Source organism: Vibrio rubrogenes (assembly GCF_059641415.1).
Genome location: NZ_JCARSY010000021.1, coordinates 42,806 through 63,128, shown reverse-complemented (window position 1 = coordinate 63,128; position 20,323 = coordinate 42,806). Strand labels below are relative to the sequence as shown.

Below are 20,323 nucleotides of genomic sequence, written 5' to 3'. Positions count from 1 at the left end.
TTTACCTGTCTGTAAGGGTGATTAATCGGTGATTGCTGAGTTTCAGGGAGACATAACGATCAATGGCTATCTTTGCCCCGCGCATCAACGGGGCAATCAGACACTGAACGCCTTTGACACTCCATCCGGTGGCGTCAATGAGTGCTTTTTCAAGCGTTGAAATCTCCTTTTCTGAGGAAGGGTTACACTTATTTTCAGTGCTCCAAGGGGAAGCGCGCCGCGCTTCTTGCAAACGCTGGACGTCCTTCTTTTTCACGAGACTGTAACGGGTGGCGCAGGTTTGAATGATTTTTCCGAGCCAGTTCACACCAATGACCCGTTTGACGGTATCCCCGTATTTGTTGAAGTTTTCTTCATAAGCAAGCTTGGCTTTTGCGCCCAACTCACAAAATCCTTTCCAGCGGGATTGATCGGCATGGTCACGCAAGGTTTCCAACTCTTCATCAAAGGCGGTATCGACCGCGCTTGCCCGTCGCAATTGCCGCCACAAACCCACGGCAGGAGAGCCGGACTGTGAAAACTGTTTGATCCGGTGGGTTGAAGCCCACGCACGGGCAGAGAATGCCGACTCTTCGGCATCATTTTCCGGCATGTGTGAGCCGTTAATGTTTTTCGAAATGTATTTGATGATGTAGCCGGTTGCGGTGCCTTTGGCCGGATCGCTGTATTCAATTTTAATCCGGTGGGACTTGTGAAACAGGCCACCACTGATTAACTCGTCCTTGTCTTCTTCACAGGCAATGGATTCACAGATACGGACAAAATCAGCCTTCTGGCTGGGATGCACGTATAAGAACAGATGCGCGTGAGGTGTGCCGTCTTTGTGTGGCTCGGCTACTCTCAGGCCGAACCAGTCAATCTCATGTTTCTTGAACAGGGCACGGGCGCGTTTCCATTGCTCCATGATGTTCTGATGGGCTTCTTTGGGGGTGCAGCCGTTCCATTTACTGGAATTGCGGTGATACTTGGACGGCAGTGTCCATGTAATGAATACGCCTTCATAACCTAAATCAATCGCGCGCTCTTCATCACCACGGGAGCGGACGACTAATTCAACGCGACGGTTTTCCTGATTGGCAGTGGTACGTTGAACAACTTCCGCCAAATCAAAGGCGGTGCCGGTCTCTGGGTCGAAAACTGCCATTGATTCAATAAACCGTTTAGCTTCGCCCTGTTTCTGACGCCAGCGGGCAAACGAACGACGGGAAATATATTTGCGTTGTCCCTGACTGGCTCCGACCCGATCAAGGGCGATTTGTGAAAATTCGATATATTGGGTGCGTAAAAACCGGAATTTACGCGCCAGATAACCGACATCGAGACAACGACGGATCGCCCGCTCTAATTCACGCTCGGCTTCTCGGATATTGTCGTGATGTTTGCGGATTTGTGGCGGCTTGATATGGAGCTGAAACAGCTTATCACGGATTACTGAAAATGCCGTTTGTAATGCGTCAAGGTATCCGTGTTCTGTTGCTTCATCAATAGACTCACTGCCCATGATTGCGGTGAATTCATGGGTAAGATTCCATGCAAGGCGCTCAATCTGCTCATCACTCATCAGGGTGTCATGATCGAGCGATACCGTTTGATGACCGAGTGTGACAGGGGGTGCCGGTGCATTTTTACGGGCATCGACAAAAGGAAACTTTTTCTCAATCAGCGGGGCGAATTTCAGGCCATGCCGGACGGCATCATTGACCGCTAATTCGATATTCTTACGGGTTGGGTTTGCCCGTTTACGTCGCCTGAAAATCTGATGCTGAATATCTTCCTGCACGATTTTCGGCAGACGGGGCATAAAGTGGCGTGAAAATGGGGTGCCATTTTCGAAGGTATCCCGCTTTGCTGCGTCTTTTTCGGCTGCATTGTGCTGATCGCCTTTTGCCTCCGCCAGCCGAAGCGCGGCCGAGAGATAAGGCGAATCGGGGCGCACCTGATAAACGTCAATCAGGTGTTTTTTACGCAAAGTGCGATTGATATGATGACCAATAAAAGAAGCGGTATATTTCATTATTTTTGTGGCGTTAAACCGTGTTTCTCGCGGAGTTTCTGGATTAAGAAAAGGTTTCGTTTACGTTGCTGCTCCGTCATCGCGGCACCGGTGACCATGTCAGGACAGGGTTTGTGATAAGGTGCCAGATAATCGGAGTTGTGCCCCTTGGGTAGGGTATAACTCACATCATCCATTGAATTGCGCCTCGATATCATCCGCTTGCTGGCCTTCTGCCATACCGATAATGTCACCGTGAAAAGAATGCAGCGCGAGCCATTCCCCCCCGTTTATTCGTTTGATTTCATCTATAAAGATACTGATGTTGCCGACTTGACAGACAATGCCGCCCGTCATGCTATTGCGGTATTTTATTTCGTGTTTCATGCTTCACTATCCAACAGTTTTCTTTTTCTTGGCGGGATGGGCAGCATGATCTGATTTGCTGCAATCCTTCGGTCAAACTCAAGTTTGTTGATCAATACCAATCCGCCTGATTGCTCCTGTGGAATGGTGGGAATGATACAGTCATTGATTAGCTCTTTGACTTTGGTACGACTCATTCCGGTTTCTTCACAGAATTTATTGATTGTCTGAACGCTTGCAGACATGGATCAAACCTCCTAATATCGGGCGTAATCGGTTGTATATAGTTTTGTCCTAAAATCAGGGCGTGACTAAATTTATTATTTTTTTCAGGGCGAGTCAATGTTTTGTCCTGAAAATAGGACGAACTTTGTTTTGGAATAGGTTTATGTCATTGATAAAAAAAGAAGAAATAAAATTAAGAGACTTTGCGAATAGACTCAAAGAAGCAATGGGTGGATCATCTTTAAGGGGATTTGAAGAAAAAAGCGGCATTTCTAATTCAGCTTTGTCCTCTTATCTGAACAGTAAAAGCTATCCAACCCTTGATCGTTTGTTTGCGATATCTCAGGCTTCTGGAAAGTCTGTAGAATGGTTGGCGTCTGGTGAAATCCCAGATGAAAATATGGTCACTGTTTATCAGTATGATTTACGCGTCAGTGCCGGTAATGGTGCTTTGGTTGAGCATGAAAATCCTGTTGCTGAATTTCGTTTCAGCGCTGACTGGCTACGTCAGCAGGGGCTGCATGGTAGAAAGCTCTCCATTGTTCCAGTGATGGGGGATAGTATGGAACCCAGTCTTTATGATGGGGATTTGATACTGGTTCGCCATGAGGAAGTACGCGACGGGCTTTGTGTAATTCGGATTGACAATAATGTCTTAGTCAAACGGGTACAGTATGACTATGCGGAAGGGAAATATCTGATTTCGAGTGATAACGAACGGTACAAAAACATTGAGCTGGGCAAAGATTTTAAAGGGGATTTTCAAATCATCGGTCAGGTTGTCCGTGTGTTGCAGAGGGTCAGACAAGCGGCATGATTGAGTCGAGCGAATGGGGTTTTTTTACCACCCATGATCCAAACCGTTTTTTTGCTCGGGAAAGGGACGCTAAAAACCATGAAATCACCCTGACACTGCGTGATGAAGAGTTACACCCGAATCGGGATACCCGACGACTGAATGAAATGGTCAGCATCTGGTATCGGCTGCACGGTAAGACGCTCCGTGACCATATCCGATTGAGAAAGTTACTGTATCGAATGTCTGAACGGCTCGGTAATCCGATTGCTTCCGACCTGACAAACGAACATTTTGCCAAGTACCGTGAGCAACGAACGCAGGAAGTCAGTACAACCACCGCTAACCGAGAACATGCCTATCTACGGGCGATGTTTAACGAGCTTAAGCGCCTCGGGGTGATCGATTATGACAACCCCGTCCAACATATCCGCCAGTTCAAAGAGAGAGAAGGGGAGCTTCGTTTTCTCAGTCATGATGAAATCGCAACCCTGTTACATGCCTGTCAGCTATCCAGCAATCAATCCCTGATCTATGTGGTTAAGGTTTGTCTTGCAACCGGTGCCCGTTGGAGTGAGGCCGAAAGCCTGAAAGCGTCACAGGTGGCCGGAGGGAAAATTACCTTTCTGAATACTAAATCCGGTAAGAACCGCACAGTCCCGATCAATGAAATTTTATTTAATGAGTTGAAAAATCTAGGTAAAGTTGGTGATGAGAAACTATTTTTACATAGTTTGAGTGCATTTCGTAAAGCGATTGCAAGAGCACAGATTCAGCTCCCCAAAGGGCAAATGTCCCATGTATTACGCCATACTTTTGCAAGTCACTTTGTGATGCAAGGGGGAAATATTGTTGTACTGAAAGATATTCTCGGCCATAGCGAGATCACCACAACAATGCGTTATTCACACCTTGCACCAAGTCATTTAAGTGATGCGGTGGAGTTGAATCCATTGAATAAGCACCAGTGAATAGAGATATTGAGCCTATAATATTTATATAATGATTACTATTTCCAGTTATTCCAGTTATTCCAGTTATTCCAGTTTGAACTAATGTTGTTATATATTTAACTGGATTAATATAAACGGTTGGTCTGTGGATAGGATAAGCAATCAATATCTAAGAGTGAATATATTATATTAACTGTTATTTTTTAAGGATATGTTATGGAAAGAGGTGTTATAGCATTACCGGTTAATATTCGGTATGACACTGTAGGAGTGTCATTTAGTTCTATGACTTCAAAAATGGTTAGATATTATATGCTGTATTGGGACAAGATGATTGTACCTAGCAATAACATATTATCATTTTCAATACCTGATCAAGAAGATCTAATATCTGCAGGTAGGGTTTTAAAATATGATATGCAGTTCCATAATGGTCTGCTTTCTGAAAGAAATATCGCAGATGCAATGCTAAAACAGCAAGCTGATCTAGCTAAGATGTTTAATAAAGATCCAAAAGTTGATTGGGTTATTCATCAATCTGATTCTGACCAGTTATATTTACCTACAGAGCTATCAGAGTTAAAAGACAATATTCGCTTCAGGTTGACAAATATACTCCCTGTTCCTGATGAGTCTGTAAATATCAATGAAATACTTGAGTTTAAAGAATATCGCCGTGATGAACTAGGTAATTTACACCATAATATTGACGAAATGTACAAGCAGATTTTAAATGCACCAGATCAAATGCTTGAGGGGAAATCTGTTGTTTCTCAATTTGAAGAATCTATTAATAATCTAGATAAGGTTACTAAAGAAAGATTCAAGTTTTTCCATAAGTTCGATATTGATGTTAAGTATAAACTGTCTGGTAAAGATCTTGTGACGATGACAGGATTAGGTAGCTTAAGTAGTGAAGTTTTACCTGCGCTTGGTATAGACACGTTTACCAATTATTCTTTCACTCTTGTAACTGCGGTAGGCGCTCTTGCTGGTTTTATATCAGGGGTCGAGGTTTCATTAGGTCGAAATCAATCTTTAAAAGAGCCAACTAATAACCCTCTAATGTATTTATCCAATGCATCTAAGATTGGCATTATAAAGGTCTAGTGTGAGATTGGTCATTATCAGGTGTTTTTATAATTTGGACATCATATTATTTAATGTGCAACCAGTACCATTGTGTGATATTTATTACTGAATTTTCTCGTATGCCTAGCCCTCAAAATGGAGGGCTTTTTTATTAGAATTATTGAATAGTTACTACATGTTTATTCGATTTGACTCACTAGTCGAGAACTACTTAATTATATAGTAGTCTTGGATACTACGGAATCAGCGGATCCACATAAGCCCATATACGCCCAATATGCAATTTCCCCTTTTTATAACTTATTGATTTTATAATAAGGTAAAGGGTTTTCCAAATCCGCGTGTTGGGGGTTCGAATCCCTCCACCCCTGCCATTACAAATTGCATATTTATGCAAAACGAAACCCGCTCAATGAGCGGGTTTTTTGTGTCTTAAATAGCACTAATCGACACAAACAATGTGTCACGAAGAATTCTGTTACTCCAGAATAGCCTCATACAATACGCCTATCTTATCGATAATTTATATGAGTTAAGAGCAGTGTCGGGCTATGTCAATAATATGATTACATGTTATAAGCAGGAGGGAATCCTGAATAAAAAAGGAGGCTACCAAATTAAACTGGATCATTTAGATGCTTTTTATCTGCTTCCACATAAGGCTTAAACTCATCATGAGTAAGAACAGTTTTATCTAGCTCTTTCTTTGCTCTCCACTGAGTATTTTCTCTTAAATAATTTCTATTTTCTTTTGACTTTGATTTATTAACCAATTCTAGATGATAATTCATCTCATGCTCTTCACTGAAATTAACATGATTGTGATCTTTCATATAAATAATACCTATATCAATTAATATGCTATGCAATATTGTATTACTAGATATAGAGCTATCGTGGAATTTTTCAAGGTGTCTTTTTATCTCAGGTGCAGACTGTTGGGGAATTATGTGAAAAGAAACCCATAATTTTTATTATATATTGAGTTGCTACATGCTTAATCATTGAGTGGCCAACTGAATCTCTCGCTCAATCGTTGTACCGATATAATCATTGAAAGCGTTCGGTCATTGCTTCAATTCATCTCTCAGTCGCTCCGATACACCATCTAAGCAGGGAAATCATGTTCATTTGGGAGAGCACTGACAGTTAAATATCCCTCATGCTCTCAACAGCTTTGGGGAAAAATGATATCATCTCCTGAAAAAGAGGAAGTCAGTATGCCCCATTTTCGATTTCGTGCGGTGGAACCGCAAACCGTTCAACACCTTTCTAAAACATTGGTGGATGAGCTACAGTCCCCGATGAATGCTCCCCGTGAAGATTTTACATTCGAATACATCTACACCACTTTTTTCCAAGAGGGTGAGGTTGCTCCAGCTTATCCGTTTGTTGAAGTCTTGTGGTTTGATCGAGGCCAAGAGACTCAAGATCGGGTCGCGCAAATTATTACGCGACAGGTTCGAGGGGTGATAGGAGAAGAAGTGGATGTCGCTGTGATTTTTACTGCACTCTCCCAGAAAGATTATTATGATAATGCTCAACATTATTGATTGATACAATGGAGACAAGTTTAAAATGAATCCAGTTATTGAAACGATTCGGGGACATCGCTCGATTCGTTCCTTTGAAGAGAGACCGCTGACAACAGAGCAGATGGATACCATTATTGCTTCTGGGATTGCTGCGTCGTCTTCAAGTTTGTTACAAACCGTCTCTATCATTCGAGTTACGGATCAGGAGAAGCGGCGAGTCTTAGCTGAACTTGCGGGTAACCAACCTTATGTGGCAAGTGCGGCAGAATTTTTAGTGTTTTGCATCGATTATCAACGTCATGCTTCGCTGAATCCAGATGTTCAGTTAGAACATACTGAGCTCACCTTGATTGGTGCGATTGATGCCGGGATTATGGCGCAGAACTGCTTACTGGCAGCAGAATCGATGGGCTTGGGTGGTGTTTATATTGGTGGATTGCGCAATGCACCGAAAGAAGTCGATGAATTGCTGGGGTTACCACAATATACCGCAATTTTGTTTGGTATGTGTTTGGGATATCCGGCTCAGGATCCGGAACTGAAACCACGTTTGAGTCCCGAAGTGATTGTGCATGAGAACAGCTATCAGCCACTAGATCTGGCGATGATTACTGAATATGACCAGCAGATGGAAAAGTATTATCAGCAGCGTTCATCCAATACGAAGCAGCAAGCATGGTCCGATCAAGTCACAACCAAACTCAGTAAAGAGCAACGACCTTATATTCGGGATTACCTGAACAGTAAGGGATTAGCAAAAAAATAGCGGTCAACCTATCTTAGGACAGGACAAACAATAAAAAAGCCCAATTTTAAAATTGGGCTTTTTCGTGAACAAGCTGATATGGCTGTCATTTCACACCAAGATAGTGGACTGGATTATCAGGTCAGCCCTTGAATAATGACAAATTTTTCCAGCAGTTCATCTTCTGTTTCAATATGATTCGGATCGGTGATGATGCAATTGCTGATCGGACAAACCGACTGACAAGTCGGCTGATCATAATGGCCCTTACACTCGGTACACAGATCCGGATTGATTTCATAAAGATGTTCACCAAATGAAATTGCATGATTCGGACACTCAGGTTCGCACATATCGCAATTGGTACATTTACTGGTGATCAAAAGTGCCATATTACTTGCCTGTCGGGTTACGGGTATCCTGACCAACGTTCAGATTGCGCATCAGTAATGCATAATCGAGTTTGACGTCTTCAGGTACAGGAATATAGACGAAATGACCATTTCCTTTCGCGTCATCAATGGTTTCACCTTTACGGTTTTCCATCGCTTCGAGCGTGAACACAACATTCCCTTGTGGTGTCATCAGTTCCAGACTATCACCCAGACAGAACTTGTTTTTCACCTCAACCTCGACCAAATCGCCACGACGTTTATCGGTAAACTCACCAACAAACTGCTGACTATCCGATACTGAATATCCATAGTCATAATTCTGGTAAGCATCATGCGTATGGCGACGCAAGAAACCTTCGGTATAGCCCCGGTGTGCCAGACTTTCCAGTGTCCCCATGAGTGTCTCATCAAAAGGCTTGCCTGCGACAGCGTCATCGATCGCTTTACGATACACCTGCGCGGTCCGGGCACAATAATAGAATGACTTTGTCCGGCCCTCGATCTTCAGGGAATGAACGCCCATTTTGGTGAGGCGCTCAACATGCTGGACGGCCCGCAGATCTTTTGAGTTCATGATATAGGTGCCGTGCTCATCTTCAAAAGCCGCCATTTTCTCATCCGGGCGGTGGCTCTCAGACAGTAACACCACATCGTCAGTCGGTTTGCCCGCACCGATGGTGGTCTCAGGGCGTTCACTATGCACTTCTATTGCTTGCGGTGCATTGGGATCAAATTGCTCGACGATCTGACCGGCTTCGTTTTCTGTGCCTTTTTCGACTTTGTATTCCCAACGGCAAGCATTGGTACATGTTCCCTGATTCGGATCGCGTTTGTTGATGTATCCGGACAGGAGGCAACGGCCGGAATAGGCCATACAAAGTGCGCCGTGAACAAAGATCTCGATCTCAGTATCCGGACATTTTTCCCGGATTTCTTCGATCTCTTCCAGAGAAAGTTCGCGGGAGAGAATCACCCGGGTGACACCGTGCATTGACCAGAACTTAACGGTTGCCCAGTTGACGGCATTTGCCTGAACCGATAAGTGGATTGGCATTTCAGGAAAGGCTTCCCGAACCATCATGATCAGGCCCGGGTCAGACATAATCAGCGCGTCCGGCCCCATATCGATGACGGGTTTCAAGTCGCGGATAAATGTCTTCAGCTTTGAGTTATGCGGCTGAATATTACACACCACATAAAACTGCTTGCCCTGAGCATGGGCTTCATCGATGCCGATTTTCAGGTTTTCATGATTAAATTCATTGTTACGAACCCGCAGACTGTATCGTGGTTGCCCTGCATAGACCGCATCGGCACCATATGCAAACGCGTAGCGCATATTCTTGAGGCTGCCAGCCGGGGAAAGGAGTTCTGGTACGAATGTTTTTTCTGTTGTCATTGCTTCTATTCCAAATCTGATCACAAGTCAGGCCGATACCACCTGATGGTATCGGAGGGGGCGAATTTTACGTCAAAACAGGTTGTGATCCTAGCTTTGTTTCAGGGATTTCGCGGTAAATTCCGAGGAACGCGAGGTGATTGAAAATGGTGAAATGGCCGTGTGGATTGTGTCGGAAAAATCAAAGCCAGAAGTTGGTTCCCTCGACTTCTGGCTTTTCAATCATGAAGTGTGAATCGAATCAGCGTTACTCGGCTTCAGGCAAGCCACCTAATGCTTCAAACAGATTCGGCAGAAAAGCACTGAGTTCACCGCACATCAATGAGAAATCCGCATCGAAGCGAGCGGCACGATCTTCGCGGGGAATATCTTCGTTATGATCTTTCAAGTCATCGCTGTATTGGACTCTTTTCAGGCTTGCATCGTCGGCCAGTACGAACGTGATTCGTTCTTGCCAGCTGAGTGCCAGCTTGGTCACCACTTTGTTGGCAGTGATGTGACTCATAATTTCGTCACTGGTCAGGTCCTGTTTCTTACAGCGTACGACGGCACCATCTTCCAGCAAGGATTTTAGCTCGGCTTCATCTTGCAGTTGAAAACCGGCCGGTAATTGTCCGCTCTGAACCCATTCGGTGAGCGTGGTTTCGACAGCATTTTGTGGAATTGCCGGAATCACAGGCAGGCTGCCCATGGTTTTACGCAGTAAGGCGATCACCTCTTCTGCTTTTTTATAACTTCCCGCATCGACCACTATTAACCCCAGTGAAGGCATGATAAGCAAATAGGTATATTGGCTTTTGCTAAACGCACGTGGGAGGAGATCAATGATAATATCTTCTTTGAGCGTATCTTTTTCTTTCTTTTTGATGGGGCGGCCTTCTTCCGCTTCAAGCGTTTCTACTTTACTCGCAAGAGAATCTTGAATCACAGATGCCGGCAAGAGCTTTTCTTCTTTTCTGGCACACACAAGGATGCGGTCTTCAGAAACGTGGGTCAGCATATCACCATCTTTTCCCATCACACTCGTCCAGCCGAATTTCTGTTTATCCTGACTGCCGCATGGTGTAAAGCGGAATTCATGAAGTTGTTTTTCCAGTTGTTCGGCATTGAAGCGGATATCGCGGTTTACACGATAAACCATACAGTTTTTAAACCACATAAAGTCTCTCTTGTCCCATAATCAAGGGCGAATATCATAGGCTAAAAGCCGATAAATGTCTCAGCCGATTTGCAATCTCTGGAGCCGGTTAACTTCCTGAATGTTGTTGAAGCCCGACCTGAAAATGCAGAGCGATCCGGTAAATATTTATGATTGCAGGATGTTGTGGCAAAGCACTTATCTGTGAATTTGCGACGAAGGTTATGTGAAAATTTGTTTTCAAAGGTCACAAAAGTGTCATAATTATTTTTAATAATGCAGAGCGTTGATAGAAAAACAAACAAAGGCTAATCGGATATGTCCAGAAGGATTCTTGTGGTTGAGGACGAAGCACCCATTCGCGAAATGTTGTGCTTTGTGCTTGAACAAAAAGGTTATCAGGCGGTTGAAGCTGAAGATTATGAGACCGCAATTAACAAACTCGCAGAACCTTTTCCTGATCTTGTTTTACTTGATTGGATGCTTCCCGGAGGAAGTGGCATTAATTTTATCAAGCACATGAAACGAGAAGAGTTGACCCGAAATATTCCGGTCGTGATGTTGACGGCTCGCGGTGAAGAAGAAGATAAAGTTCGGGGACTTGAAGTCGGTGCTGATGATTACATTACCAAACCGTTTTCTCCGAAAGAGTTGGTTGCCCGGCTTAAAGCGGTGATTCGCCGCGTCACCCCGACAGCATTGGAAGATGTGATTGATGTGCAGGGGCTCAAACTTGATCCGGTTTCTCATCGGGTGACGGCTAATGATAAAGCGTTGGACATGGGGCCGACAGAATTTAAGTTACTGCATTTCTTTATGACACATCAAGAGCGGGTCTATAGCCGTGAACAGTTACTGAATAATGTCTGGGGAACGAATGTTTATGTCGAAGACCGGACTGTAGATGTTCATATTCGTCGCTTGAGAAAAGCACTGGAAGATGCTGAGCACGACAAATTGGTTCAGACGGTCCGTGGTGCCGGATATCGTTTTTCAACGAAAGCATAACTGATGTTAGTTATTTGGTTGAAAAATCGTAGAGGAGTGAGATGGTCGAACGTCTAACTTGGAAAAGGCTGGCTTGGGGGCTGGCTTTTTTTTACTGTCCTTGGTTGCTTGTCGGTTGGATCTTTGGCTACATGCCTTGGTTGCTGCTGATCGCAACAGCCATTCAATTACTCTGGCATCTGGGAAATCAAGTCCGTCTTTCTGCCTGGCTGTGGGATGAGCGCCGTTTAGGGCCGCCATCCGGCAAAGGACAGTGGGAGTATCTGTTTAATGGCATCTACCACCTGCAACAACATCAGCGTAAAAAACGCAAAGAGCTGACCAATCTGATCCGCCGTTTCCGCAACGGCGCTGAATCGTTGCCTGATGGTGTGGTGGTATTTCGTGATGAAGGGAATATTGTCTGGTGTAACCGTCTGGCTCAGAATCTGCTGGGATTTCGATGGCCGGAAGATGAAGGTCAGCCGATATCCAATCTTTTGCGGGCTCCCGATTTTATTAAATATCTCGAAAAGAATGATTTTACCGAACCGCTGGAAATTCACTCACCGCTGAATGTTGATCGCATGCTGGAGTTGCGTATTGTTCCTTACACCAAAGGTGAACACTTGTTGGTGGTTCGTGATGTGACCCAGTTAAAGCAGTTGGAAGGAATGCGGCGCAACTTCTTTGCCAATGTCTCTCATGAATTACGGACGCCAATGACCGTTTTACAGGGCTATCTAGAGATGACAGAAGATCCGGATATGCTGGGAGGGCCGATGTGGGAGAAGGCGCATCAGGTCATGACCGAGCAGCTGAGTCGGATGAATAGTCTGGTCAATCAGTTACTGACTCTATCGAAGATTGAAGCCGCACCGATGCACGAGTTGGATGAGATTGTCGATATTCCCGCGATGCTCAAGGTGTTAGAGAAAGAAGCAATAAGCCTCAGTGGCGACAATCAACATCAATTGCATTTTGACGTTGACGCCACCCTGAAAGTGTTGGGCGATGAAGATCAGCTCAGAAGTGCGGTCTCTAATCTTGTTTATAATGCGGTGAAATATACGCCGCCCAAGGCAGAGATTCATGTGCGTTGGTATGCCAGTTATCAGGGCGCATGTCTGGAAGTTGAAGATTCAGGAGAAGGGATTGCACCGCAGCACTTACACCGTCTGACGGAAAGGTTTTATCGGGTCGATAAAGCGCGTTCCCGCGATACCGGTGGCAGTGGCCTTGGGCTGGCAATTGTGAAACATGCACTCTCTCACCATGACTCACATCTTGATATTCACAGTGAAGTTGGTGTCGGCAGTCGGTTTTCTTTTGTATTACCCAAACGTCTGGTTGTGCAGCCATGAGTCGGTTCAAGCGCTGGCTATGGGGTATTATGGTCTGTTGGTGGAGTGGTTGGTCGCTTCAAGCCGCTACATTACCTGACACTACATCACCTGAATCGTTACCTGCATATCACAAACAGATTGGTGTCTCCGGCAGTCTCTTGTCGGTGGGATCCGATACTCTGGCTGGTGTCATGTCTTTGTGGGTGGAATCTTTTCAGGCTTATTATCCGAATATCAATATTCAAGTTCAGGCTTCCGGCTCTTCGACGGCACCGCCGGCATTGATACAAGGGACGGCACAACTGGGGCCGATGAGCCGTGTGATGAGACACCGTGAGGTCGGAGCGTTTGAACAAACATATGGTTATAAACCAACAGCCTTACGAGTGGCAATTGATGCCATCGGTATTTTCGTTCAGCAGGACAATCCGATTCAGGGGCTCAGTTTCCAGCAGATCGATGCCATGTTTTCAACGACACTGCGATGTGGTGAGACTCAGCGTCTGACAAGTTGGTCGCAGCTGGGCATACAGGCACGTTGGGCGCTGCGGGCGATCCAGCTATTTGGTCGTAATTCTGTATCAGGGACTTACGGCTACTTTAAAAATCACGCATTGTGTGGTGGTGATTTCAGCCCCAAAGTCAATGAACAGCCCGGTTCGGCTTCTGTGGTTCAGTCAGTTGCATCGTCGATGAATGCTATTGGCTATTCTGGCATTGGCTATTCGGTTTCCGGGGTTCGGTTGGTGCCGATATCCCGTCAGGGAAGCGATTATATTTTTCCGAGCCGGGATAATATTTTATCCGGAGACTATCCGTTATCACGCTATCTCTATATTTATATCAATAAGAGTCCGGAACGGTCACTGTCACCTGTGGAGGAAGCCTTTATTCGCTTTATTTTTTCCCGGGAAGGGCAGGCGCTGGTTGCCAAAGACGGGTATGTCCCGGTTTCGCCAAAAATTGCCAAACAAGAGTTGGCGAAAGTCGGGTTAAATTGAGGTTCAAAAGGCGATGACGCTGCAACATGCATGGTTACCGTCTTTCACACCCCGAAGTCTTTTAAAAGTTCAATGTCCAACCGATATTTTCCCAGTATTGCTGTTCGTTGAGTAAATCGGCATGAAGCAGTTTGTTGTTTTCTAACCATTCGGCGTCATGGCTGGAGAGCGTCCAGACGTTGTTCTCTGCCGTCAGAAATATCTCCGGGAGTAACTCATCACTTCTTTGTCCGTTGAGCACAATCGCCAGCCGGAGAATGCGGATCAGCCGGATGATCTGTTTTTTCTTGTAGAGTGTGAAGTCCGGCATTTCGTTGAGCTTTAAAGCCTTTCTCTGGAAGCGGACTAATGTTGAGAGCACCAGTTGTTGCTCGCTGTTAAACCCCGGCATATTGGTATAGCGAAGGATATACTCTGAATGACGGTGGTATCCTTGCAGGCTAATACTCAAACCAACTTCGTGTAACAGTGCGCTCCATTCCAGCAAATCGACCAGTTCATCATCCTGAGCCGAAATATTGGCTCCGTGATTGATTTGCTCAAAAAACTGCCGTGCTAATCCTTTGATTTTGGCTGCGTGTTCTAAGTCTACCCGATGTTTCTGGGCGAGGCTCTCGGTTGTTCTCAGACGAATATCCGAGCATTTAAAGCGCTCTTCCATCTCATACAACAGACCCTCTCTGAGGGCACCTTGTGAAAAATGCATCTCTTTGATATTCAGATCTTTTAAAATGGCGTAAAGAATGGCAACGCCTGCGGCAAATACCGGTTTCCTTTCGTCACTGAGTCCCTTGATATCCAATTCTTCAATCTGTGTTTTTTCACAGAGTTTGTCGATGAGCGTCTCTAACCGCTCGGTGGTCATAATGCCATCGTCATAGCCAATGCCGATCAACACTTCCCGAACTGCTTTGATTGTGCCTGATGAGCCAAATGCACTTTGCCAGCCTTTCTTGCGATACTGCCGGGCGACAGATTCTAGCTTTTGCTGTGCGGCCACAAAGGCTTGGGCAAAGCTCTTTTTAGAGAGCTTGCCTTGTGGGAAGAAACGCTGATTATAACTGACACATCCCATTTGGAGGCTGTTGACAAGCTGTGCTTCGAATCCCTGACCAATCACCATTTCCGTACTTCCCCCGCCAATATCAACGACAAGCATTGAGTCCGATTGCGGCTGAGTATGGGCAACGCCCAGGTAAATGAGTCGACCTTCTTCCATGCCCGGAATGATCTCTATCGGGTAGGGCAGAATTGCCCGGGCATGTTCAATGAATTTCTGAGCATTCACTGCTTGCCGTAAGGTATGGGTTGCCGCAATACGGACATTTTCAGGCGCGAACCCCTGAATGCGTTCAGCAAACATCGCAAGGCAATCCAGCCCGCGGGTCATCGCTTCGGCATTGAGTTTTTTATTGTCATCTAATCCTGATGCCAGCCGGACACGCTGTTTATGGCGGCTGACCAGTTGAAGATCCTGATCGATGACTTGTGCGACAACCATGTGGAAACTGTTTGAACCTAAATCAATTGCTGCGATATGCCGGGGTTCACTGGGTGTTTTCATGAGATTTTACTTCTATTGCTTTTTGCTTGCGTGTTTGTTTTTCGACATTTTTCAGATAATCGTAAATCGCTATCTGAGAACGTATTTTCTTTCGGTTACCACGGTTAACATATCGGTTACTCATCTCTTTGTCTATCCAACGCGCTTTAACCGTATCGGTAAAGTGAATGTTGATGAGGTCAATGATGCGTTTTTTCAGTCGCTCGTCACGAATTGGTGTGGCAACTTCAATCCGGTGATCGATATTGCGTGTCATCCAGTCCGCAGAAGAAATATAAACCAGCGGATCCCCGTCATTGTGGGTAATGATGACGCGAGGATGCTCCAAAAACCGATCAACGATACTAATGATCTGGATATTGTCACTGACGCCTTCTATTCCCGGTACCAGCGAACACATGCCTCGAATGATCATTTTGATCTGAACACCGGCAGAACTGGCTTCATAAAGTTTGTTACTCAGCTCTCGATCAACCAGATTATTCACTTTCAAGGTAATAGCGGCTTTCTTATTGGCTCTGGCATTGGCAATTTCATTATCCAACAATTCATTGAGACGGACGCGGGAGTTTCGGGGCGATACAATCAGGTGACGGAATTTGACCGGGCGGTATGGATTCTCAATGTAGCCAAACACGCTGCGTACTTCATTGGTAATTTCCGGATCTGCGGTTAACAGTGAAAAATCGGTATAAATTCTGGCGGTTCTTTCATGAAAGTTACCGGTTCCGATATGTGCATAGCGGATGATTTCTTCTTCCTCTTTACGACTGATCAAGAGCAGTTTTGAGTGGATTTTGAGTCCCGGGGCCCCAAAAATGACATGCACACCTGCTTCAGTCAGGATTCTGGACCATTCGATATTCGCCTCTTCATCGAAGCGGGCTTGTAGTTCGACCACAACCGTCACCTGTTTACCATTCATGACGGCATGGATCAGGGAATGCATCAATTTCGAATCTTTAGCGACGCGATAAATATTAATTTTGATACTGAGAACTTTGGGATCAAATGACGCTTGTCTGACCAGCTCGGTAATATGTTCGAAAGTGTGGTAGGGGTAATAAAGCAGAATATCTTGCTCTCTGATCGCATCAAAACTGTTGGCGAAACCGAAAAAATCAGCACACTTGATCGGTGGCATCGGTTTGTTTTCCAAGTAGTCCCGCCCGACATTTGGAAATGAGATAAAGTCTTTGAAATTATGATACCGGCCACCGGGGAGCAGGCTATCATAATTGGAAATTTTGAGTTTATCGCACAGAAACTGCAACATCTCTTTCGGCATGCTATTTTCGTAGACAAAGCGTACCGGCATGGCCGTTAAACGTTGACTGAGGCCTTCCGACATCTGTTCCAGCAAACTGTGTTCCACTTCATGGCTGAGATCATATTCGGCATCCCGGGTCATCTTAATCGCGTAACCATTGAGTTGATCATACTCGAAGAATCCTCTGAAAATATCGTCCAGACAATAGCGGATAATATTATCCAGTAACATGATCGTTTTGCGTTGCTTACCTTTTTGCTCCGGTACCATGATAAACCGAGGCAGGTGATTGGTCGGAATCTCAATCAGTGCATAGTGAGAACGTTCGTTGGTGTTCAGTTCTACGGCAATGTAAGCATATTCATCTTTGAGAAATTGCAGCATGTCGGCTTCTTCATTGAGTAGCCACGGTGTGATGTGCTGAATCACTTCATTTTTGAAATATTTTCTGACCCATCTCCCTTGAAATTCGTCCAACTGAGTTTCATTGACTAAAAAGATTCTCCGGCGAGCCATTTCCTTAATGAGATCGTTATACAGTTCTTCGAATTCCAGATTGAGCTTGAGCGCTTTACTTTGCATTTTGGAGAGCAGGTGTTTGTATGTACTGTTGCCGCCATGCTCCCGGTCAATCAGGATTCGCCGTTTTACATCGGCAAAACGGACTTTGTAAAACTCATCTAAGTTGTTAGAAAAAATTCCCAGAAAACGTATCCGTTCAATGAGTGGTACTGACTTATCCGCTGCTTCTTGGAGAACCCGTTCATTAAAAGACAACCAGCTTAATTCTTTTTCGATATATAACTTCTCAACACTCATACAATCAGACCTTTCATGCAACTCGGGGCGATACATTCAGCGACAGTTCGTCAGCCATGGCGACCAATTCTCTGTGAAATAATAATCAGTGAGAAATTGCCAGTGAGTCATGGCGTTTGTATTTGTAGCCCACATGATACAAAGCAAATATAACTATCAGTAATAAAAAAGAAAGTTAGGTGTTTTGTGTTACATTTTTATTTCAAAGTATATAAGACATTAGAAGATTCGTGGTGTTATCAAGGGATATTTGTTTATTCGGACGAGAAGAACGAACAGAAAAAATGCCGATGAATCAATCATAAAATCAGACTCGTGTGTTACTTGTTATTTCAGGTGGTTAGCGCTTGTTGTAATATAAATGTCACGTCATTGACATATGCTTATGGGCCGGAGATGTTGAAGCTTGGAGTCTCGTGAGTCTGTTGCAGGCCGGGGGACGGGTGTTATTCTCTGTCTGTGTTATTGGTATATCGGTCAGATTCGTTAGGACAAACATGTCATACCCTCAGTTTTCTCTCAAAGCAGCGGATAAAAAGCGTCTTGTTAAAGATCGGCTGATTCGTTTTACCGTTCGTGCTGGTGGTGTCAGTGTACTTGGGGCTCTGATCTTAATTTTTGTATATCTGATTTGGGTGGCGTTACCGCTGTTTTCCAGTGCTGAAATCAAGATGTCTCCCGTACATCTCAGTGTCTCAACCTCTGAACAGATCCCAATCCAACTCGCTGTTGATGAATATGGTCAGTATGTCTTTATGCTTGACCGGCTTGGGGAAATGACTTTCTGGTCTACTCAAAAAACAGCGCAGTCGCCCCTCTGGCAGCAGCAACTTGATTTCGTACCCAGGCAGAGTACGGTCGTTGGACATTGGTTTGCAGCATTAGGTGCCGACAAACAGCTGGTTATCGGCCGACCTCAATTCACTCATCGGCTCCGCGCAGGAGAGACAATCTTTGTTCCGGATTTTGAACGATTACCATTACCTTCATCACTCAGTGCCGATATCCCGGATCATGTACAGCGCTTGACGTTTGCTGTGTCTGCACAGGCCGTAACGCTCGCATTTGCCACGCAAGATGGCATGCTGACGGTTTTGTCTTTTGCCCCGCATTCAGAGCAAGTGAGCGTCTTTCGTTTTCCTGAAACGGTTGTTGCGGATGCGTTATTATTTGCACCGGATGGTCATACGCTGTATATCCGCGAAGGCGGTCATCTTGTGATTGCTATTCGCAACGGTCATACATATCGAGTCAGAGAAGTGGTCGATCTGACCCGAGGTGATACCCACCGAACAATCGTCCAGATGGCGTTACTACCGGGTGGCGACTCACTGTTAGTGCGTGACCAACAAGGCGTTGTCACCCAATGGTTTGACGTCATTCGGGATCAAAAAAGACAATTTATGCCAATCCGTGCATTCAACACCGGTGAGCAAACCAGTCTGATCGTGACGGATGCTTATCATCAGGGATTTTTCTCATTACATCACGACGGTCAAGTCCGCAATTATCAGGCAACGAATCATAAGCTTGTTCTGAGCCAAAAGGTGTTTAAACAATCGCCAGACCGGGTGGCGTTGTCTGACAATGAAAAATATCTGGTGGCTTATCATCAGGGGCGTCTGAATCTGGCTCGCATCGATCTCGGATATCCCGAGATATCATTTTCTGCTCTTTGGCAAAAGTTATGGTATGAAAATTACCCGGAGCCGGACTATGTCTGGCAAACGACCTCGGCTTCAGATAGCTTCGAACCCAAGTTTAGTTTGGTTCCGATCGCTTTTGGCACCATCAAAGCTGCTTTGTATGGGATGATTTTTGCTGTACCGATGGCAATTTTAGCCGCGATTTATACCGCTTATTTTATGTCTGCCCGGATGAGACGTAAGGTAAAACCGACAATCGAACTGATGGAAGCATTACCAACCGTCATTATCGGTTTTCTGGCCGGGTTGTGGCTGGCACCGATTTTAGAGCGACATCTGGTCGCTGCGGTGGTCATGATCATCTTGTTACCGTTATCGACAATTGTGTTTGGTCTGATTTGGCATTTTTCACCGGATCGATGGCGCAGAACGGTGCAGCGTGGTTGGCATGCTGCGCTTTTAGTTCCGGTCTTGGCTGGTGTGATGGTCCTGATGTTGCCTGTTGGCTTTCACCTTGAAACTTGGTTATTTGATGGTGATATCCGGGTGTTTCTGGCGCAATACGGGATCGACTTCAATCAGCGCAATGCCTTGGTGGTTGGAATTGCGATGGGATTTGCGGTGATTCCGACTATTTTTACCATCGCTGAAGATGCGATTTTCTCTGTGCCGAAACATCTTTCTGATGGGTCACTGGCATTGGGAGCGACGACTTGGCAGACCTTGACTCATGTTGTATTGCTGACGGCAAGCCCGGGCATATTTTCGGCGATCATGATGGGGCTTGGACGTGCGGTCGGTGAAACCATGATTGTATTGATGGCCACCGGCAATACGCCGATTATGGACTGGAATATTTTTGAAGGAATGCGAACGCTGGCGGCAACCATTGCGGTGGAACTACCGGAAGCAGAAGTGGGAAGTAGTCAGTATCGATTATTGTTTTTGGGCGCATTGCTTCTGTTTGTCTTCACGTTTTTAGTGAATGCATTGGCGGAATGGATTCGATTGCGCCTGCGAGAAAAGTATCGGGCATTGTAATGTTAGGACGAA

Annotated in this window: 19 protein-coding genes; 9 read left to right on the top strand and 10 right to left on the bottom strand. The window is 45.2% G+C overall.

Going from position 1 to position 20,323, the window contains the following annotated elements:
- Position 1: 1 nt before the first annotated feature.
- The 4 genes from AC55NX_RS14545 to AC55NX_RS14530 form a co-directional block, all read right to left on the bottom strand.
- Entirely contained in the window at positions 2–1,801 is a 1,800-nt protein-coding gene (locus AC55NX_RS14545; RefSeq protein ID WP_496996407.1) for a replication endonuclease, read from the bottom strand.
- Between the two features lie 212 nt (positions 1,802–2,013).
- Positions 2,014–2,190, bottom strand: a complete 177-nt coding sequence (locus AC55NX_RS14540) for a hypothetical protein (protein WP_157371839.1) — start codon at positions 2,188–2,190, stop codon at positions 2,014–2,016.
- Positions 2,183–2,380: a hypothetical protein gene (locus AC55NX_RS14535; protein WP_038182610.1), complete on the bottom strand. Its 198-nt coding sequence runs from the start codon at positions 2,378–2,380 to the stop codon at positions 2,183–2,185. The genes AC55NX_RS14540 and AC55NX_RS14535 overlap by 8 nt, the downstream gene beginning before the upstream one ends.
- Positions 2,377–2,604: a hypothetical protein gene (locus AC55NX_RS14530; RefSeq protein ID WP_021020732.1), complete on the bottom strand. Its 228-nt coding sequence runs from the start codon at positions 2,602–2,604 to the stop codon at positions 2,377–2,379. The genes AC55NX_RS14535 and AC55NX_RS14530 overlap by 4 nt, the downstream gene beginning before the upstream one ends.
- A 143-nt stretch (positions 2,605–2,747) precedes the next feature.
- Between AC55NX_RS14530 and AC55NX_RS14525 the strand changes: the two genes are divergently transcribed.
- From AC55NX_RS14525 to AC55NX_RS14515, 3 genes are all read left to right on the top strand, one after another.
- The gene (locus tag AC55NX_RS14525) at positions 2,748–3,401 is read left to right on the top strand and encodes an XRE family transcriptional regulator (protein WP_318584509.1); all 654 of its coding nucleotides are present in this window, start codon (positions 2,748–2,750) and stop codon (positions 3,399–3,401) included.
- Positions 3,398–4,351: a phage integrase gene (locus AC55NX_RS14520; protein ID WP_496996394.1), complete on the top strand. Its 954-nt coding sequence runs from the start codon at positions 3,398–3,400 to the stop codon at positions 4,349–4,351. The genes AC55NX_RS14525 and AC55NX_RS14520 overlap by 4 nt, the downstream gene beginning before the upstream one ends.
- Positions 4,352–4,549: 198 nt before the next feature.
- Positions 4,550–5,443: a DUF6236 family protein gene (locus AC55NX_RS14515; protein ID WP_496996393.1), complete on the top strand. Its 894-nt coding sequence runs from the start codon at positions 4,550–4,552 to the stop codon at positions 5,441–5,443.
- Between the two features lie 599 nt (positions 5,444–6,042).
- Here AC55NX_RS14515 and AC55NX_RS14510 read toward each other — a convergent pair.
- A complete protein-coding gene (locus tag AC55NX_RS14510) occupies positions 6,043–6,258 on the bottom strand; it encodes a hypothetical protein (RefSeq protein WP_496996392.1) in 216 nt (71 codons plus the stop codon).
- Between the two features lie 387 nt (positions 6,259–6,645).
- Here AC55NX_RS14510 and AC55NX_RS14505 point away from each other — a divergent pair, with 387 nt between their 5' ends.
- A complete protein-coding gene (locus AC55NX_RS14505; protein ID WP_059122617.1) occupies positions 6,646–6,978 on the top strand; it encodes a DUF1904 domain-containing protein in 333 nt (110 codons plus the stop codon).
- Positions 6,979–7,003: 25 nt separating this feature from the next.
- Positions 7,004–7,726, top strand: a complete 723-nt coding sequence (nfsA, locus tag AC55NX_RS14500) for an oxygen-insensitive NADPH nitroreductase (protein WP_496996391.1) — start codon at positions 7,004–7,006, stop codon at positions 7,724–7,726.
- 116 nt (positions 7,727–7,842) lie between these two features.
- Here the strand turns inward: nfsA and AC55NX_RS14495 are convergent, their stop codons facing one another.
- The 3 genes from AC55NX_RS14495 to rdgC all read right to left on the bottom strand — a co-directional run bounded on the left by AC55NX_RS14495 (position 7,843) and on the right by rdgC (position 10,658).
- Entirely contained in the window at positions 7,843–8,097 is a 255-nt protein-coding gene (locus AC55NX_RS14495; protein ID WP_496996390.1) for a YfhL family 4Fe-4S dicluster ferredoxin, read from the bottom strand.
- 1 nt (position 8,098) lies between these two features.
- Positions 8,099–9,499, bottom strand: a complete 1,401-nt coding sequence (trhP, locus tag AC55NX_RS14490; RefSeq protein WP_496996389.1) for a prephenate-dependent tRNA uridine(34) hydroxylase TrhP — start codon at positions 9,497–9,499, stop codon at positions 8,099–8,101.
- A 247-nt stretch (positions 9,500–9,746) separates the two neighbouring features.
- Positions 9,747–10,658 (bottom strand): recombination-associated protein RdgC, encoded by a 912-nt coding sequence (gene rdgC, locus AC55NX_RS14485; RefSeq protein ID WP_496996388.1) that lies wholly within the window; start codon positions 10,656–10,658, stop codon positions 9,747–9,749.
- 297 nt (positions 10,659–10,955) lie between these two features.
- Between rdgC and phoB the strand changes: the two genes are divergently transcribed.
- From phoB to AC55NX_RS14470, 3 genes are read left to right on the top strand one after another with little or no spacing between them, the layout of a single operon-like run.
- The gene (gene phoB, locus AC55NX_RS14480) at positions 10,956–11,645 is read left to right on the top strand and encodes a phosphate regulon transcriptional regulator PhoB (RefSeq protein WP_059120065.1); all 690 of its coding nucleotides are present in this window, start codon (positions 10,956–10,958) and stop codon (positions 11,643–11,645) included.
- A gap of 41 nt (positions 11,646–11,686) precedes the next feature.
- Complete coding sequence (gene phoR / locus AC55NX_RS14475) at positions 11,687–12,988, top strand: phosphate regulon sensor histidine kinase PhoR (protein ID WP_496996387.1); 1,302 nt, start codon at positions 11,687–11,689, stop codon at positions 12,986–12,988.
- On the top strand, positions 12,985–13,971 hold the full coding sequence (locus AC55NX_RS14470; RefSeq protein ID WP_496996386.1) for a PstS family phosphate ABC transporter substrate-binding protein: 987 nt from the start codon (positions 12,985–12,987) through the stop codon (positions 13,969–13,971). The genes phoR and AC55NX_RS14470 overlap by 4 nt, the downstream gene beginning before the upstream one ends.
- A gap of 61 nt (positions 13,972–14,032) precedes the next feature.
- Here the strand turns inward: AC55NX_RS14470 and ppx are convergent, their stop codons facing one another.
- Entirely contained in the window at positions 14,033–15,535 is a 1,503-nt protein-coding gene (gene ppx, locus AC55NX_RS14465) for an exopolyphosphatase (protein ID WP_496996385.1), read from the bottom strand.
- Positions 15,519–17,624, bottom strand: a complete 2,106-nt coding sequence (gene ppk1, locus AC55NX_RS14460; protein ID WP_496996384.1) for a polyphosphate kinase 1 — start codon at positions 17,622–17,624, stop codon at positions 15,519–15,521. The genes ppx and ppk1 overlap by 17 nt, the downstream gene beginning before the upstream one ends.
- 497 nt (positions 17,625–18,121) lie before the next feature.
- Here ppk1 and AC55NX_RS14455 point away from each other — a divergent pair, with 497 nt between their 5' ends.
- Entirely contained in the window at positions 18,122–20,311 is a 2,190-nt protein-coding gene (locus AC55NX_RS14455) for an ABC transporter permease subunit (RefSeq protein WP_496996383.1), read from the top strand.
- The last annotated feature ends 12 nt before the right edge of the window (positions 20,312–20,323 follow it).

Coding starts and splice junctions, on each gene's coding strand:
- AC55NX_RS14545 (WP_496996407.1), bottom strand. CDS start 1,801: ATGCCCCGTCTGCCGAAAATCGTGCAGGAAGATATTCAGCATCAGATT.
- AC55NX_RS14540 (WP_157371839.1), bottom strand. CDS start 2,190: ATGGATGATGTGAGTTATACCCTACCCAAGGGGCACAACTCCGATTAT.
- AC55NX_RS14535 (WP_038182610.1), bottom strand. CDS start 2,380: ATGAAACACGAAATAAAATACCGCAATAGCATGACGGGCGGCATTGTC.
- AC55NX_RS14530 (WP_021020732.1), bottom strand. CDS start 2,604: ATGTCTGCAAGCGTTCAGACAATCAATAAATTCTGTGAAGAAACCGGA.
- AC55NX_RS14525 (WP_318584509.1), top strand. CDS start 2,748: ATGTCATTGATAAAAAAAGAAGAAATAAAATTAAGAGACTTTGCGAAT.
- AC55NX_RS14520 (WP_496996394.1), top strand. CDS start 3,398: ATGATTGAGTCGAGCGAATGGGGTTTTTTTACCACCCATGATCCAAAC.
- AC55NX_RS14515 (WP_496996393.1), top strand. CDS start 4,550: ATGGAAAGAGGTGTTATAGCATTACCGGTTAATATTCGGTATGACACT.
- AC55NX_RS14510 (WP_496996392.1), bottom strand. CDS start 6,258: ATGAAAGATCACAATCATGTTAATTTCAGTGAAGAGCATGAGATGAAT.
- AC55NX_RS14505 (WP_059122617.1), top strand. CDS start 6,646: ATGCCCCATTTTCGATTTCGTGCGGTGGAACCGCAAACCGTTCAACAC.
- nfsA (WP_496996391.1), top strand. CDS start 7,004: ATGAATCCAGTTATTGAAACGATTCGGGGACATCGCTCGATTCGTTCC.
- AC55NX_RS14495 (WP_496996390.1), bottom strand. CDS start 8,097: ATGGCACTTTTGATCACCAGTAAATGTACCAATTGCGATATGTGCGAA.
- trhP (WP_496996389.1), bottom strand. CDS start 9,499: ATGACAACAGAAAAAACATTCGTACCAGAACTCCTTTCCCCGGCTGGC.
- rdgC (WP_496996388.1), bottom strand. CDS start 10,658: ATGTGGTTTAAAAACTGTATGGTTTATCGTGTAAACCGCGATATCCGC.
- phoB (WP_059120065.1), top strand. CDS start 10,956: ATGTCCAGAAGGATTCTTGTGGTTGAGGACGAAGCACCCATTCGCGAA.
- phoR (WP_496996387.1), top strand. CDS start 11,687: ATGGTCGAACGTCTAACTTGGAAAAGGCTGGCTTGGGGGCTGGCTTTT.
- AC55NX_RS14470 (WP_496996386.1), top strand. CDS start 12,985: ATGAGTCGGTTCAAGCGCTGGCTATGGGGTATTATGGTCTGTTGGTGG.
- ppx (WP_496996385.1), bottom strand. CDS start 15,535: ATGAAAACACCCAGTGAACCCCGGCATATCGCAGCAATTGATTTAGGT.
- ppk1 (WP_496996384.1), bottom strand. CDS start 17,624: ATGAGTGTTGAGAAGTTATATATCGAAAAAGAATTAAGCTGGTTGTCT.
- AC55NX_RS14455 (WP_496996383.1), top strand. CDS start 18,122: ATGTCATACCCTCAGTTTTCTCTCAAAGCAGCGGATAAAAAGCGTCTT.